General features: G+C 72.7%; 16 protein-coding genes. 4 read left to right on the top strand and 12 right to left on the bottom strand.

What is annotated here, in order from left to right; translation table 11 throughout:
- Positions 1-98: 98 nt before the first annotated feature.
- Complete coding sequence (gene groES / locus AC060K_RS12030; RefSeq protein WP_125773677.1) at positions 99-395, bottom strand: co-chaperone GroES; 297 nt, start codon at positions 393-395, stop codon at positions 99-101.
- Positions 396-839: 444 nt separating this feature from the next.
- Between groES and AC060K_RS12025 the strand changes: the two genes are divergently transcribed.
- Both AC060K_RS12025 and AC060K_RS12020 read left to right on the top strand, forming a co-directional pair.
- Positions 840-2,111 (top strand): class I SAM-dependent methyltransferase, encoded by a 1,272-nt coding sequence (locus tag AC060K_RS12025; RefSeq protein ID WP_483765649.1) that lies wholly within the window; start codon positions 840-842, stop codon positions 2,109-2,111.
- On the top strand, positions 2,108-3,253 hold the full coding sequence (locus tag AC060K_RS12020) for a glutamate--cysteine ligase (protein WP_483765648.1): 1,146 nt from the start codon (positions 2,108-2,110) through the stop codon (positions 3,251-3,253). Before AC060K_RS12025 ends, AC060K_RS12020 begins: the two co-directional genes overlap by 4 nt.
- A gap of 71 nt (positions 3,254-3,324) precedes the next feature.
- On the opposite strand, the gene AC060K_RS12015 is transcribed toward AC060K_RS12020, so the two are convergent.
- Positions 3,325-3,942 carry a malonic semialdehyde reductase gene (locus AC060K_RS12015; protein ID WP_483765647.1) on the bottom strand — a complete coding sequence of 206 codons (618 nt, stop codon included), beginning with the start codon at positions 3,940-3,942 and terminating at the stop codon, positions 3,325-3,327.
- Positions 3,943-4,060: 118 nt separating this feature from the next.
- On the opposite strand from AC060K_RS12015, the gene tsaD reads away from it, so the two are divergent.
- Complete coding sequence (gene tsaD, locus AC060K_RS12010; RefSeq protein WP_483765646.1) at positions 4,061-5,104, top strand: tRNA (adenosine(37)-N6)-threonylcarbamoyltransferase complex transferase subunit TsaD; 1,044 nt, start codon at positions 4,061-4,063, stop codon at positions 5,102-5,104.
- A gap of 4 nt (positions 5,105-5,108) precedes the next feature.
- Here tsaD and AC060K_RS12005 read toward each other — a convergent pair whose 3' ends face one another.
- The 8 genes from AC060K_RS12005 to AC060K_RS11970 all read right to left on the bottom strand — a co-directional run bounded on the left by AC060K_RS12005 (position 5,109) and on the right by AC060K_RS11970 (position 11,303).
- Entirely contained in the window at positions 5,109-5,639 is a 531-nt protein-coding gene (locus AC060K_RS12005) for an HAAS signaling domain-containing protein (protein ID WP_483765645.1), read from the bottom strand.
- Positions 5,640-5,666: 27 nt separating this feature from the next.
- Positions 5,667-6,014 carry a PadR family transcriptional regulator gene (locus AC060K_RS12000; protein ID WP_483765644.1) on the bottom strand — a complete coding sequence of 116 codons (348 nt, stop codon included), beginning with the start codon at positions 6,012-6,014 and terminating at the stop codon, positions 5,667-5,669.
- 134 nt (positions 6,015-6,148) lie between these two features.
- A complete protein-coding gene (locus AC060K_RS11995; RefSeq protein WP_483765643.1) occupies positions 6,149-7,027 on the bottom strand; it encodes a sulfurtransferase in 879 nt (292 codons plus the stop codon).
- Positions 7,024-7,677: a ribosomal protein S18-alanine N-acetyltransferase gene (gene rimI / locus AC060K_RS11990; RefSeq protein ID WP_483765642.1), complete on the bottom strand. Its 654-nt coding sequence runs from the start codon at positions 7,675-7,677 to the stop codon at positions 7,024-7,026. Before rimI ends, AC060K_RS11995 begins: the two co-directional genes overlap by 4 nt.
- Entirely contained in the window at positions 7,674-8,417 is a 744-nt protein-coding gene (tsaB, locus tag AC060K_RS11985) for a tRNA (adenosine(37)-N6)-threonylcarbamoyltransferase complex dimerization subunit type 1 TsaB (RefSeq protein ID WP_483765641.1), read from the bottom strand. Before tsaB ends, rimI begins: the two co-directional genes overlap by 4 nt.
- Positions 8,418-8,446: 29 nt before the next feature.
- Positions 8,447-9,025, bottom strand: a complete 579-nt coding sequence (gene tsaE, locus AC060K_RS11980) for a tRNA (adenosine(37)-N6)-threonylcarbamoyltransferase complex ATPase subunit type 1 TsaE (protein WP_483765640.1) — start codon at positions 9,023-9,025, stop codon at positions 8,447-8,449.
- On the bottom strand, positions 9,022-10,323 hold the full coding sequence (gene alr / locus AC060K_RS11975) for an alanine racemase (RefSeq protein ID WP_483765639.1): 1,302 nt from the start codon (positions 10,321-10,323) through the stop codon (positions 9,022-9,024). Before alr ends, tsaE begins: the two co-directional genes overlap by 4 nt.
- A gap of 26 nt (positions 10,324-10,349) precedes the next feature.
- Entirely contained in the window at positions 10,350-11,303 is a 954-nt protein-coding gene (locus tag AC060K_RS11970) for a pseudouridine synthase (protein ID WP_483765638.1), read from the bottom strand.
- Between the two features lie 75 nt (positions 11,304-11,378).
- Here AC060K_RS11970 and AC060K_RS11965 point away from each other — a divergent pair, with 75 nt between their 5' ends.
- Complete coding sequence (locus AC060K_RS11965; RefSeq protein ID WP_483765637.1) at positions 11,379-11,861, top strand: glutathione peroxidase; 483 nt, start codon at positions 11,379-11,381, stop codon at positions 11,859-11,861.
- A gap of 2 nt (positions 11,862-11,863) precedes the next feature.
- Here AC060K_RS11965 and AC060K_RS11960 read toward each other — a convergent pair whose 3' ends face one another.
- The gene (locus tag AC060K_RS11960; RefSeq protein ID WP_483765636.1) at positions 11,864-12,217 is read right to left on the bottom strand and encodes a hypothetical protein; all 354 of its coding nucleotides are present in this window, start codon (positions 12,215-12,217) and stop codon (positions 11,864-11,866) included.
- Positions 12,218-12,311: 94 nt separating this feature from the next.
- Positions 12,312-13,361: a Fic family protein gene (locus AC060K_RS11955; protein ID WP_483765635.1), complete on the bottom strand. Its 1,050-nt coding sequence runs from the start codon at positions 13,359-13,361 to the stop codon at positions 12,312-12,314.
- Positions 13,362-13,452 lie beyond the last annotated feature (91 nt).

The raw sequence follows: 13,452 nt of genomic DNA, 5'->3' as shown, positions 1-13,452 counted from the left end.
ACAAGCCCTCCGCGTGACGCACGAAGGCCCCGCACCATGGCGGTGCGGGGCCTTCGGCGATCGCGGTGTCCGCCGCGCTCAGGCGTGTGGGCCGAGCGTCAGCTGACGACCACGGCGAGGATGTCGCGAGCGGAGAGCACCAGGTACTCCTCACCCGCGTACTTGACCTCGGTGCCGCCGTACTTCGAGTAGATCACCTTGTCACCCACGGTGACGTCCAGCGGCACACGGTTGCCGTTGTCGTCGACGCGGCCCGGGCCCACGGCCAGGACCTCGCCCTCCTGGGGCTTCTCCTTGGCGGTGTCCGGGATGACCAGGCCGGAAGCGGTCGTGGTCTCGGCCTCGAGAGCCTTGACCACGATCCGGTCCTCGAGCGGCTTGATGGGGACCGACACGTCGGACCTCCTCTTTCGTGAGCAGATCGTTGATCAGCTGCGGTGGTTGTCTGAGCGGGTCGAGCGTTCGGCGTTCCGCCGTCGTCGCGGGTGCCGGCGGGCACGGAACATCTCACGGCACCGCCGCCGTCCCGGCAGAGCCGAGGGCGGCGGTGACACCCCCAAATCTAGGTCGGCGCTAGCACTCGGTCAAGGCGAGTGCCAATTCGCCCCGGCCGCGACGGCGCCGTCACCGCCGTCGCGCACGGGCCGTCTCGCGACACACGGCCGATCCGTGATGTGCTGGGGGTACAGGCCTCCGGGCCAGGACCTTCACCCACAGCGGGTCGATCGGGCACCGGGTGGCTCAACAAGCCAATTACTCACCCCCGTTAGGCAAAGTTCGCGAAAAGTGCCCTCGTGGGGGTCTCGCCAGCCGCCCGACTCGCATGGAAAGATCTGCCCATGGATGCGGCGATTCTGAGCAAACTTCTCAGCCCGGAAGGTTGGGCACTGCTTGGCGCCCTCCCGCCCTACGACGAACGGCTCGCCATGCGTACGGCGACGAGGCTGCGGGACGGCGGGATCGCACCGGACCTCGCCGCCGCCGCGCTGACCCAGTCGCGGCTGCGGGCCAAGGCGCGGGCCAAGTTCGGCGACTTCGCCGACGGCATGCTGTTCACCCCGGACGGGCTGGAGCAGGCGACGCGGCTCCTCGTCGCCGCCGTGCACGCCCGGCGCTACCGCGACGCGGGCGCCACCCTCGTGGCCGACCTGACGTGCGGCATCGGCGCCGACGCCATGACATTCGCCGCCACCGGCCTGCGCGTGCTGGCCACGGACATCGACGAGGTCACGTCGGCCATCGCTACCGTCAACCTCCGCCACTTCCCGGAGGCGGAGGTGCGCCACGCTGACGGCCTGGCGCTCGACCTCGTCGCCGAGGGCGTCGACGGCGTCTACGCCGACCCGGCCCGCCGCACGCGTACGGGCACCCGCATCTTCGACCCGCGCGCGTACGCGCCGCCGCTCGACGCCGTGTGGGCCCTGCGGGACGCTGTACCGGCCGTGGGCATCAAGGTGGGCCCGGGCATCCCCCACGACGGCCTGCCCGCGGACGCCGAGACGCAGTGGGTGTCGGTGGACGGGGACGTCGTCGAGGCCGGGCTCTGGTTCGGCCCCCTCGCCCCGTCGGGGCCGGGCCGGTCGGCTCTGGTGCTCCGCACCGTGACCGATGCCGAGGGCAAGGAGCACACCCTCAGCCGCACGGTCCGCGAGGAGCCAGGAACGCTCGTGGAGCCCCAGGTAGGGGCGGTCGGCCAGTACCTCTACGAGCCCGACGGCGCGGTCATCCGCGCCGGTCTCGTGGCGCACGTCGCGGCGGAGCTCGGCGGGCGGCTCGTGGACCCCACGATCGCGTACATCACCACCGACGCGCCCGCGCCTCTGCCCACGGGCGCCGCCCCGAGCCCGGCCGACGACGGCTCGCCTGCTCCCGTCGCCACGGGGTACCGGGTGCTCGACACGATGCCGTTCGGGCTGAAGCGGCTCAAGGCGTACCTCCGCGAGCGCAACGTCGGCCGCATCACCATCAAGAAGCGGGGCACCGCCGTCGTGCCTGAGCAGCTGCGGTCCCAGCTCGTCCTGACCGGGTCCGAGGAAGCCACGGTCATCCTCACGCGCGTCGCGGGATCTCAGCAGGTCCTGGTGGTCGAGCCGCTCGGGAGCCGTGCATGAGCACGCCCGCACGCCTGCCGTTCGCCAGGTCGGAGCGGTCGACTGTCGGCCTGGAGTGGGAGCTCGCCCTGGTCGACGCCGACTCCGGCGACCTGCGGCAGACCGCCGGGACGGTGCTGGACGCCCTGGCGCCGGACGGCGACCACCCCCGGTTCAAGTCGGAGTTCCTCCGCAACACCGTGGAGGTGGTGAGCGGCGTGAGCCGCACCGTCGGCGAGGCGGGAGCCGACCTGCAGCGCTCGGTCGACGAGATCCGCCGCATCACCGATCCCCAGCGGGTGGAGCTGATGTGCGCCGGCACGCACCCCTTCGCGAGCTGGGAGGCGCAGAAGGTCACCGACAAGGACCGGTACACCCGGATCATCGACCGCACGCAGTTCTGGGGCCGGCAGCTCCTGATCTACGGGCTGCACGTGCACGTGGGGGTCGAGGACCAGGCCAAGGCGCTGCCGCTCCTGGCCGGGCTGCTGCCCTACATGCCGCACCTGCAGGCGCTCTCGGCGTCGTCGCCGTACTGGAGCGGGACGGACACGGGCTACGCCTCGACCCGCACGCTCCTGTTCCAGCAGATCCCCACGGCGGGCCTCCCCTACCAGTTCGACACGTGGGAGCAGCTCGAGGCGTACGCGGGCGACCTGGTGCACGTAGGGGTGGTCGACCAGTTCAACGAGATCCACTGGGACATCCGCCCGTCGCCCGCCTACGGGACCCTGGAGGTGCGGGTCTGCGACGGGCCCACGAACCTCACGGAGCTGCTGGCCCTGTCGGCGCTGGTGCACTGCCTCGTGGAGCATCTGTCGACCCAGCTCGACCACGGCCGCACCCTGCCGACCATGCCCCACTGGTTCGTCCGGGAGAACAAGTGGCGGGCGGCGCGGTACGGCATGGAGGCCATCGTCATCACGGACGCCGACGGCGAGGAGGAGCTGGTCACCGACTCGGTCGGCAAGCTGCTCGTCGAGCTGGAGCCGGTCGCCGAGCGGCTCGGCTGCAGCGCGGAGCTCGCCGGCGTGCGTGACATCCTGCGGACCGGCGCCTCCTACCAGCGGCAGCGGGCCACGGCGGCGCAGCACGGCGGGGACCTGGAGGCGGTGGTCGACGCGCTGGTGGCTGAGATGCGGGCCGGCCGCCCGCTCCCGTGAGACCACAGACGCCGAGGTAGTCACGTCGCCGGACGACGTGACTACCTCGGCAGGGGCAGGGCTGGGACAGGTCAGACGACCCGCGACACCTCGTCGAACGACAGGCGCGGCGCGCGCGGGCGGTCGGTGCCCTCGCCCTCGGTGTAGCCGGCGTTGACGACGAGCAGGCTCTTCCAGCCGCTCTCGGCGAAGAACTCCGCGTCGATCCCGTCGTAGAGGCCGTGCATCGGGCCCGCGGAGAGGCCGGCGGCGCGCAGGCCGACGATCAGGTAGCCGGCCTGCAGGAGCGCGTTGGTGCGAGCGGCGCCGGCGCGCATCTCGTCGTCGGCGGCGAACATGTCGCGCGCTCCCGGGAAGTGCGGGACCAGGACGTCGAGGCGCTCGTGGAACTCGGGGTCGTACGCGAGGACGAGGGTGACGGGCGCGCTCGCGACGCGCTCCTGGTTACCCTCCGGCATGTTCGCGACGAGGCGCGCACGCGCCTCCTGGCTGCGCACCACCAGCACGCGCAGCGGGCTGATGTTCATCGACGTCGGGCCCCACTTGACGAGGTCGTGGACGGCGGCGAGCGTCTCGTCCGCCACGTCGGCGTCGGTGAAGGTCTTCGCGGTGCGCGCGGCGCGGAAGAGCTGGTCCGCGGTGGTGGCGTCGATGGCGAGCGCGGTGCGCTCAGCAACTGTGTCGGTCATGCCCGCCTCAACGCGTGTCCGCCGAGCATTTAGTTCAGTTTTCAACTGTGACGTCGGTCACTTCCGTCGCTCCAGGCAACAAGGCCCGCCGTGGCCCGGCACGCGGGATAATAGGCCCATGGCTGATCCCCTGGTCCTCGGCATCGAGACCTCCTGCGACGAGACCGGCGTCGCCCTCGTCCGGGGCAACGAGCTCCTGGTCGACGCTGTCGCGAGCTCGATGGACGAGCACGCCCGCTACGGCGGGATCATCCCCGAGGTGGCGAGCCGCGCCCACCTGGAGGCCATGGTGCCCACCATCCAGCGCGCGCTGGGCGAGGCGGACGTGGACCTCGGCCAGGTCGACGCCATCGCCGTCACCGCGGGGCCCGGCCTCGTGGGCCCGCTGACGATCGGCGCCAGCGCCGCCAAGGCTCTGTCCATCGGCCTCAACAAGCCGCTCTACGGCGTCAACCACGTGATCGGCCACGCGGCAGTCGACCAGCTCGTCGACGGCCCGTTCCCCGAACGCACCATGGCCCTCGTCGTGAGCGGCGGGCACAGCTCGCTGCTCCTCGTCGAGGACGTCGCCACGCGAGTGACGGAGCTCGGCTCCACGCTCGACGACGCTGCGGGCGAGGCCTTCGACAAGGTGGGCCGCCTCCTCGGGCTGCCGTACCCGGGCGGGCCGCACGTGGACCGTCTCGCCCGCGAGGGCGACCCGCACGCGATCCGCTTCCCCCGGGGCCTCACGGCCCGCAAGGACCAGGAGAAGCACGCGTACGACTTCTCCTTCTCCGGCCTCAAGACGGCCGTCGCGCGCTGGGTCGAGGCCCGTACGGACGCCGGCCAGGAGATCCCCCTGGCCGACGTCGCTGCGTCGTTCGCCGAGGCCGTCGCCGACGTGCTGACGGCCAAGACGATCGCGGCCTGCCGCCGGCACGACGTCGACACGCTCGTGGTGGGCGGCGGCTTCTCCGCCAACTCCCAGCTCCGCGAGATGGCCGCGAAGCGGTGCGCCGAGGCCGGGATCAACCTGCGCATCCCGCCGATCCGCTACTGCACCGACAACGGCGCCATGATCGCGGCGCTCGGGTCGGCCGTGGTGCGGGCGGGCGTGGCGCCGTCGGCCCTCGACATCCCGGTCGACTCGTCCATGCCGCTGACGACCGTCACCGTCTGACGGGTCAGCGCAGCGAGCGCCACGCGCGAGCGGCGAGCAGGAAGAGGACGACCCAGGCGACGACGACACCGGCGAACCACCCCCAGTGGGGCAGGAACGCCATGGAGAGCTCCTCGGCCGTGTGCACGGCCCGGACCTCCACGCCGAACACGCTGCGCAGGTCGGCCGAGCCGCCGCCGAGCGCCTCGAGCGCCTCCGACGCGCCGATGCCGTAGCCGAACCAGAAGTAGAGCGGGAGGCCGAACGCGACGAGCGTCGCGACCACCGCGCCGTCGTTCCAGCGCGGCCGCGGGACGTCCAGCTCGCTGAGGTACTGGGCGGCGAGCCGGCCGGGCCGGCCCAGGTCGGCGAGCGCGGCGGCCATGCCCGTCTCCTGGGCCGTGGCGGTCAGCTCGGCCCGCAGCTCACGCAGGATCTGCCGCCGTCGGCGACCGGGGTAGTCCTGCAGGGCCGTCTCGAGGCACAGCAGGTACCACTCGAGCCGGAGCCGGTCCCCGAACGCCGCGGGCCGGGCGGGAGCAGCGATGGTGTCCATGGGTTCCTCCAGGTGGGGATCGGGCGGTCAGGCCGCGGGCTCGTCGTCGGCCCGGCTGCCGAGCAGCCCGACGACGACGTCCGCGAGGTCCAGCCACGCGCCGTGGGCGCGCGCGAGCTCGGCGGCGCCGGACTCGGTGGGCGTGTAGTACTTGCGGGCCGGGCCCGAGGCTGATGCGACGAGCCGGGAGGTGACCCAGCCGTCCCGCTCGAGCCTGTTGAGCACCGGGTAGAGCGTCCCCGTCGTGAGGTCGTCGAGGCCGGCCTGCCGGAGGGTCGTGACGAGCTCGTACCCGTACGACTCGCCCCGGGCCCGCAGGGCGCCGAGGACGAGCATGGGCAGCACGCCCTTGAGGAGCTGGGTGTCACCGGTCATAGAAGAAGGCTACGCCTGCTATCTGGTTTTGCCAACTACCTGAACCGACCCACCGCGTGTGGGTATGGCTGTGGCGGGAATCCGGTCGGAATTCCCGCCACAGCCATACCCACAACGAACGACGAGCGCGAGGATCAGGCAGCGGCGCCCGTCGCCGCCGGCCGAGCCGGGTCGTTCGCCCACTGCGACCAGGACCCCGGATAGAGCGCGGCCTCCACCCCCAGGGTCGCGAGGACCGCCACCTCGTGCGACGCGGTCACGCCCGACCCGCAGTAGACCCCCACGGGCACACCCTCCCGCAGCCCGAGCTCGGCGAACCGTTCGACGAGCTCGCGGTGCGGACGGAAGCGGCCCGTGTCCGACAGGTTGCCCGTGGTCGGCGCGCTGAGGGCACCGGGGATGTGCCCCGCCCGCGGGTCGACCGGCTCCGTCTCGCCGCGGTAGCGCTCCGCCGCGCGAGCGTCGAGGAGCAGTCCACCACCGGCGGCGAGGGACGCCGCCTGGTCGGCGTCGAGCACGGGCAGCGCACCGGGCCGGACCACCACGTCGCCGGGTTCGGGCTCGACCTCGCCCACCTCGGTTCCGAGTCCCTCCGCCTCCCAGGCAGGCAGCCCGCCGTCGAGGATCCGCACGTCGTCCAGCCCGAAGTACCGCAGGAGCCACCAGGCGCGTGCGGCGGAGGTACCGCCCACCGTGTCGTAGACGACGACCCGGGAGTCGTCGCTCACCCCCCAGCGGCGCGCCGCCTCCTGGAACGCCGAGGCGGACGGCAGCGGGTGCCGGCCCTCCGCGGCCGACGCCGGAGCCGCCAGCTCCGACTCCAGGTCCACGTAGACCGCCCCCGGCACATGGCCCGCGAGGTACCGGGCATGACCGTCGGTCATCCCGAGCGCCCAGCGGACGTCGAGCACCACCGGCGCGCCCTCCGCCGGGTCGGTCCGGCCGAGGCCGGCACCGAGCCCCAGGTCGGCGGCCAGCTCCTCGGTCCCGATCAGCACCTGCTCGCGCGTCATGCCGCGTCCCCCGTCTCGTGGTCGGGCCGGCCCTGATGGTCCGCCCCGTCGCCCGCCCGGCCGCCCGCCCCGCCGTCCGGGCGACCACCCGGCCGCACCCCCGGCCCGGCGTCGGCGACCGGTTCGTCCTCGTACCGCAGCGGCAGCCGCATCGTGTACGCGTCCTTGTCCTCGGGCTGGTAGTAGCGCTTGCGGACGCCGAGGCGCTCGAAGCCGAACCTCTCGTACATCGCTAGGGCGGCCCAGTTGTCGACCCGCACCTCCAGCAGGACGGCCTCGGCCCGCAGGGCGCGCGACCGGTCGATGAGCGCCTCGAGCAGAAGACGCCCGACGCCCTGCCGCTGGCACGCCGGGTCCACGCCGATGGTCATCACCTGGGCGACGTCGCCGTCGAACCACAGGCCCGCGTACCCGACGACGGGCTGCGGACCCACCGCGTCGTCCGGGTCGGGCTCGGCCACCACGTACCAGCGGCCCAGGCCGGCCAGCTCGTCGGCGAGCATCCCGTAGGTCCAGGCGCCGCGGCCGAACAGCACCCGCTCGAGCTCCAGCACACGATCGAAGTCGGCACTGCGCAACGGCCGCAGCACGATGCCCGACGCCCCGCGCGCACCTCCCGCGGTCTGCCCGCCCCAGCCCCAGCTGCTCACGCGGAGGCTCCCGTCGCGGGCACCACCCGGCCGACGGGCTCCTGCACGTCCGGGCGACGGAGGTACAGGGGCTCCGACGGCTGCTCGACACCCTGCGCGCGGCGCACGAGCGCGATACGGGCCAGCACCGTCGCGTCCGGAACCAGGGGGGCGTCCTCGGCGACCGGCAGGAAGTCGGGGTAGAGCATCGCGCCCTCCCCCACGACGTGCACCGCCGCGGTCCCGGCCGCCTCGCTCGTCCCCTCACCCAGCTGGGCCCGAGCGACGAACCCGGCCCGGGCGACGTCGGGCCCCGCGAGGGTCTCCACGACCGGGACACCGCCCGGGCCCTCGTGCGCGACCACGCGGTACCGGGCCCAGTAGACCTCGCGGCGGCGCGCGTCGGAGGTGGCGAGCACCTCGTCACCCGGCCGGAGGCCGAGGTCGCTCACCGCCTGCACCGCGAGCGCGTCCAGGCTGGGGACCCCGAGCACGGGGATGCCCAGCGAGAGCGCGAGCGTGCGAGCAGTGACGAGGCCCACGCGGAGGCCCGTGAACGGGGCGGGGCCCGTGCCCGCCACGACCGCGGTCAGGTCGGAGCGGTCCACCCCTGCCTCCGCCAGGACCTCGGCGATCAGCGGCGCGAGCGACTCGGCATGGCGACGGCGCTCGTCGGACGTACGAGAAGCGAGACGGGCCCCGTCCTCGCCCACCAGGGCGACGGCGACGGCTGCTGAGGTGTCGAGAGCGAGAACTGGCACGGTCCCAGCCTAGTTCGGCACGGGCCCGCTCAGGAGGCCCCGAGCACCGCGGCCAGGTCTACGCCGGCCCACCGCGGCCCGACGGCACGGACGGTCGCGCGCCGCACCCCGGCTTCCGGGTCGTCGCCGAGGTCGAGGTCCGTTGCGCCGGCCCCGGCCCCGCCAGAGCCTCCCGCCCCGCGGGGCCGCAGGAGGTCGATCTCGAGCCGGTCGTCGGTGAGCGCCTCGGCCAGGCCCCGGCCCCACTCGACCACGGTGACGGCCTCGTCGAGCGTGGAGTCCAGGTCGAGCGCGTCGAGCTCGGCGAGGGAGCCGAGCCGGTAGGCGTCGACGTGCACCAGCGCCGGGCCGCGGGTGCCGTCGGGCCGGGGCAGCGGCGGGTGCTCGCGCGCCACGATGAACGTGGGTGACGCCACCTGGCCGCGGATGCCCAGCGCCGCGCCGAGGCCCTGGGTGAGCGTGGTCTTGCCCGCCCCCAGGTCACCGGTGAGGATCACCAGGTCGCCCGCCCGCAGCACGCTCGCGAGCGCCCGCCCGAGCCCACGGGTGGACTCCGCGTCGGGCAGGTCGAGCTCGACGGTGGTGAGTCCCGGAGTACTGCCGCTCATGACCACTCTCCCCGCGCCGCGCGCGCCGCACCGGAGCCGAGCGCATCCTGGCCCCGGTAGACGCGCGGCACGCGCGCGCCCAGCCGGGTGACGATCTCGTAGCTGATGGTGCCCGCGGCACGGGCCCAGTCCTCGGCGTTCGGCGCGCCCGCATGGGCGAGGCCGTCGCACGCGCCGAACAGGGTGACCACGTCACCGGCCTGCTCGGTGGCATAGGGGCCCAGGTCGAGCATGACCTGGTCCATGCAGACACGGCCCGCGACCCGGAGCACCCGGACGGTGCCGGAGCCGGCGCCGGGCGTCGCGAGGTCCCCGACACCCCCGCCCACCAGGACCGGCCCGCCCTCGCCGAGCGAGCCGCCCGACGCGTGCCGCGGGATCCCGTCGCCGTAGCCGAGGGGGACCACCGCGAGGACCGTGTCCTGCGGGGCCGTGTAGTAGTGGCCGTACGACACCCCGCTGCCCGCCGGGATCCGCTTGACGGTGGCGAGCCGCGCCTCGAGTGTCATCGCGGGGGTGAGCCCGTAGTGGCCCGGGGCGCCCAGCCGCGGCACGGGCGACAGGCCGAAGACGGCGAGGCCGGGGCGCACCAGGTCGTAGTGCACGGACGGGTTGGTGAGGGTCGCGGCCGAGTTGGCGAGATGGCGCACCTCGAGGTCGAAGCCCGCGGCCTCGACCTCCTTGACGACGCCCTCGAAGACGGCCGCCTGGGCGAGGACCGTCGGGTGCTCCGGCTCGTCGGCCACCGCGAAGTGCGACATGAGGCCCACGACCCGGACCACACCCTCCGCCTGGAGCGCGCCGGCGCGTGCGAGCGCGGCGGGCAGGTCGGCGGGCATGATCCCGTTGCGGCCCAGGCCTGTGTCGATCTTCAGGTGCACGCGCGCGGGCCGCCCGGCAGCGCGAGCGCCCACCGCCACCTCGTCCAGGGCCCAGGCTGCGCCGACGGCGACGTCCACGTCGGCCGCGACGAGCTGCTCGAACGGCGCGCCGGGCGCGTAGAGCCAGGTCAGAATGCGCGCTGCGTCGGGTCCGATGCCTTCGGCGCGCAGCTGAAGAGCCTCCGCGACCTGCGCCGCGCCGAGCCAGGTGGCGCCGCCCGCGAGCGCCGCCCACGCGCTCGGCACGAGCCCGTGCCCGTAGGCGTCGGCCTTCACCACCGCCATCAGGGCGGCCGTGGGTGCGGCGTCCCGCAGCGCCACGACGTTGTCGCGGATCGCGGCGAGATCGATCACGGCGCGTGCCGGGAACTCCGCGGGGAACGCGGCGGTCCCGTCCTCCAGGTGCGTGGTGCTCACGGTCACCGATTCTCGCACCTCTGCCCTCAGCGAGGAGGCCACTCCGACAACGAGCGCCGCGACTCGAAGCGGCGCCGCTCGCCGGTGAAGGGATCCACGAGCTCCAGGGACCGCGCGAGGAGCTGGAGCGGGCGGGCGTGGTCGTCGGGGTCGGTCTCGCGGAGCACCGGCCAGAACGGGTCGTGGAGGATCGGGATGCCGAGCGACGCCATGTGCAGGCGCAGCTGGTGCGTCTTGCCCGTGTGCGGCTCGAGCCGGTACAGGCCGAGCCCGCGCACGTCGTCGCGGGCGGCGAGCGCCACGCGCGACTCGGCGTTGGGCTCCCCCGGCTCCTCCTGGGCGCGGGTCACGCCCCGCAGCTTCACGATCCGGGAGCGGACGGTGCGCGGCAGGTCGAGGTCGTCGCGCAGCGGCGCGACCGCCTCGTAGACCTTGGTCACCTCTCGCCGGGCGAAGGCCTCCTGGTAGGCGCCGCGGACCTCGGGCCGCACGGTCAGCACCAGCACGCCCGCCGTGGGCCGGTCCAGGCGGTGGGCGGGCGAGAGGTCGGGCAGCCCGAGGTCTCGCCGCAGCCGCACGAGGACCGTCTGGGTGATCCAGCGGCCTCGCGGCATCGTCGCGAGGAAATGGGGCTTGTCGACCGCGAGCAGGTTCTCGTCCCGGTGGAGCACGTCGACCTCGAACGGCACCACGTCCTCGGGCGGCGGGTCCCGGTAGAGGAAGAGGAAGCCGCGTGGCTCGTAGGGGGTGCTCGCCGTCAGCGGTTCGCCCCGCCCGGTGATGACCTCGCCCGCGGCCACCTTCTCCTCCAGGCGCGCCACGTCGTCGGGGAAGCGGTCGAGGAGGTAGTCGAGCGCCCGGGTGTACCGGGCCACGGTCGCCGCGTCGTGCGGCAGCACGAGCCGGGTCGGGTTGAGCCCGTCCCGGACGGGCAGAGGCCTCGTGGGGTTCCGGGGGGCCGACGGCGGAGCCTGGGTCACGCTTCACGGTAACCCGCCGCGGTGGTCGCCCCTGGCACCTGTCCTGGGCCCGCCAGGAGGAGCACAATGGCCGGCGTGACTCTCTACGACATCCCGTTCCTGGCCATGGACGGCAGCGAGACCTCCCTCGCCGCCCACCGAGACGACGTCGTCCTCGTCGTTAATGTCGCGTCCCGGTGCGGTCTGGCGCCCCAGTACGCGACGCTGGAGGAGCTGCAGAAGACGTACGCCGACCGCGGTTTCACCGTCGTGGGATTCCCGAGCAACCAGTTCTTCCAGGAGCTGGCGACGGACGAGAAGGTGGCCGAGTTCTGCTCGATGACCTATGGCGTGACGTTCCCCGTCGTGTCACGTGTCAAGGTCAACGGCCGGCACACGCACCCGCTCTACGCCGAGCTCAAGAAGTCGTCCGACGCCGACGGCCACACCGGCCGCGTGCGCTGGAACTTCGAGAAGTTCCTGGTGCTGCCCGGCGGTGACGTGCGGCGGTTCGCCCCCACGACCACGCCCGACGACCCCACGATCGTCGAGACCATCGAGGCGCACCTGCCGCGCTGAGCTCAGCCGCTCACGTCCTCCACGAGGCGGAGGCGCACCACCACCGGCACCGTTCCGGGAAGGTCGGCGACCGGCCCCGCCCACACCCAGCTCCGGGCGAGCCCGAGGTCTCCCGGTGAGGACTGAGGTTGCAGGTCGTACCGGGAGACCACCTCGTCGGTCGCCGAGCGGGACCCCGTCACCACGTCGATCGTGATGAGGTCCGTGCCGCCTGCGGCGCCGTCGCCGGTGCTGTCACCGGAGCCGCCCAGCAGCCGGTCCACGAGGTCCGGCACGCCCCGCGTGACCCGGAGCGCGATCGTGTCCAACCCGGCCAGGTGGTCGATCACGGACGTCAGGTCTGTCTTGGTGCTCATGCACCCTTGACGCTCGGAAGGGCGAGAAGTCACAGCACTCGGACGTGACGGGGCCCACATTTTCCGCGGCAGGTCCGCCGGCGGGCCGGCCCGGTCAGGTGAGGCGGCTCCAGGTTGCTCCGCGGCCGACACCGTCGACGGCAATCCGGCCATCAGTACGCAACGAGTCGAGGACGACGCGAATCGTCGCATCGCTCACCCCGGGCAGCGCCATCCGGATGTCGGCCAGCCGGAACGACGACGGAGCGTGCTCGAGGATGTACGACCGGACCCTGTCCTGCTTGGTGGAGCCGGCACGCGCGAGCGAGGTGACCGACGCGAATTCCTCGTACGCGCCGCGAACGACTCGGACGAAGTAGCGGAGCCAAGGCCATGGATCATGTTCCGCCTCGTGCCACCCGTGCGTGGAGAACTTCAGCGCGTCGTAGTAGCTGTCCGAGGACGTGGCGATCGACGCCTCGAGCGAGACGTATCGCGTCACTTCGTAGCCCCCGTCCTGGAGAAGGGCATTGGTGAGCGCCCGGGCAACCCGGCCGTTGCCGTCCAGGAACGGATGGATCGTCAGGAGATCCAGGACGAACAGCCCTACGAGGAGTATCGGGTGATGCCGGTCGGCCCCGGCCGCCCCGGCAAACCTCGCGACAAGCTCGTCCATGAGCCAGGGCGTCTGGTCCACGGAAGCAGGCGTGAACCTCTTGACGTGCGTTCCGTCAGGAAGGCGGTCGACGACGACGTTCTCCGACGTCTTGAACGCGCCCCCTGGGAGATCCGTGTACGAGAACAGCAACCGGTGCAGGTGGAGCACGAGCCCGACGTTCAGCGGTCTCCAGTCCTCGCGGTAGAGGTAGTCAAGGGCCGCTCTGTACCCCGCCAGCTCCTTTTCACTGCGGTCCCGCAACGTCATTGGCTGACCTCGGAGGATGAGATCCGCTCGCTCCCTGCTCTCAACCACGACACCTTCGATAGCGGAGGACGCCTCGATGCTTGCCACACGAGCGCGATCGGCGAGACTGGTGAGCAGTTGCGGAAGCTTGTCCTGGAAGAGCGCCTCACTACCGCGACCTGTATCGATCACTCGAAGGTTCGCAACGACGTCGAACGGCACACGCCCGATCAGTACATCCAGGTCGACGAACGACCGCATGAGACCCCCAAGCAACTCGATAAATAGACTATTTTTCGGTTCATCTTAGTACCTTTACTAGGTTCGCTGTAGGTTGCAGCACCGTGGGCGG

This window comes from Antribacter sp. NEAU-D49, from assembly GCF_057158775.1.
Note: the sequence above shows the minus strand (reverse complement) of the source record. Positions and strands in the feature narration are given on the sequence as shown.

Bases quoted from the DNA above. Each gene is read 5' to 3' on its own strand.
- AC060K_RS12000 (WP_483765644.1), bottom strand. From the start codon at position 6,014: ATGACCGGTGACACCCAGCTCCTCAAGGGCGTGCTGCCCATGCTCGTC.
- AC060K_RS12025 (WP_483765649.1), top strand. From the start codon at position 840: ATGGATGCGGCGATTCTGAGCAAACTTCTCAGCCCGGAAGGTTGGGCA.
- AC060K_RS12020 (WP_483765648.1), top strand. From the start codon at position 2,108: ATGAGCACGCCCGCACGCCTGCCGTTCGCCAGGTCGGAGCGGTCGACT.
- AC060K_RS11960 (WP_483765636.1), bottom strand. From the start codon at position 12,217: ATGAGCACCAAGACAGACCTGACGTCCGTGATCGACCACCTGGCCGGG.
- tsaE (WP_483765640.1), bottom strand. From the start codon at position 9,025: ATGAGCGGCAGTACTCCGGGACTCACCACCGTCGAGCTCGACCTGCCC.
- AC060K_RS12015 (WP_483765647.1), bottom strand. From the start codon at position 3,942: ATGACCGACACAGTTGCTGAGCGCACCGCGCTCGCCATCGACGCCACC.
- tsaD (WP_483765646.1), top strand. From the start codon at position 4,061: ATGGCTGATCCCCTGGTCCTCGGCATCGAGACCTCCTGCGACGAGACC.
- AC060K_RS12005 (WP_483765645.1), bottom strand. From the start codon at position 5,639: ATGGACACCATCGCTGCTCCCGCCCGGCCCGCGGCGTTCGGGGACCGG.
- AC060K_RS11995 (WP_483765643.1), bottom strand. From the start codon at position 7,027: ATGACGCGCGAGCAGGTGCTGATCGGGACCGAGGAGCTGGCCGCCGAC.
- AC060K_RS11955 (WP_483765635.1), bottom strand. From the start codon at position 13,361: ATGCGGTCGTTCGTCGACCTGGATGTACTGATCGGGCGTGTGCCGTTC.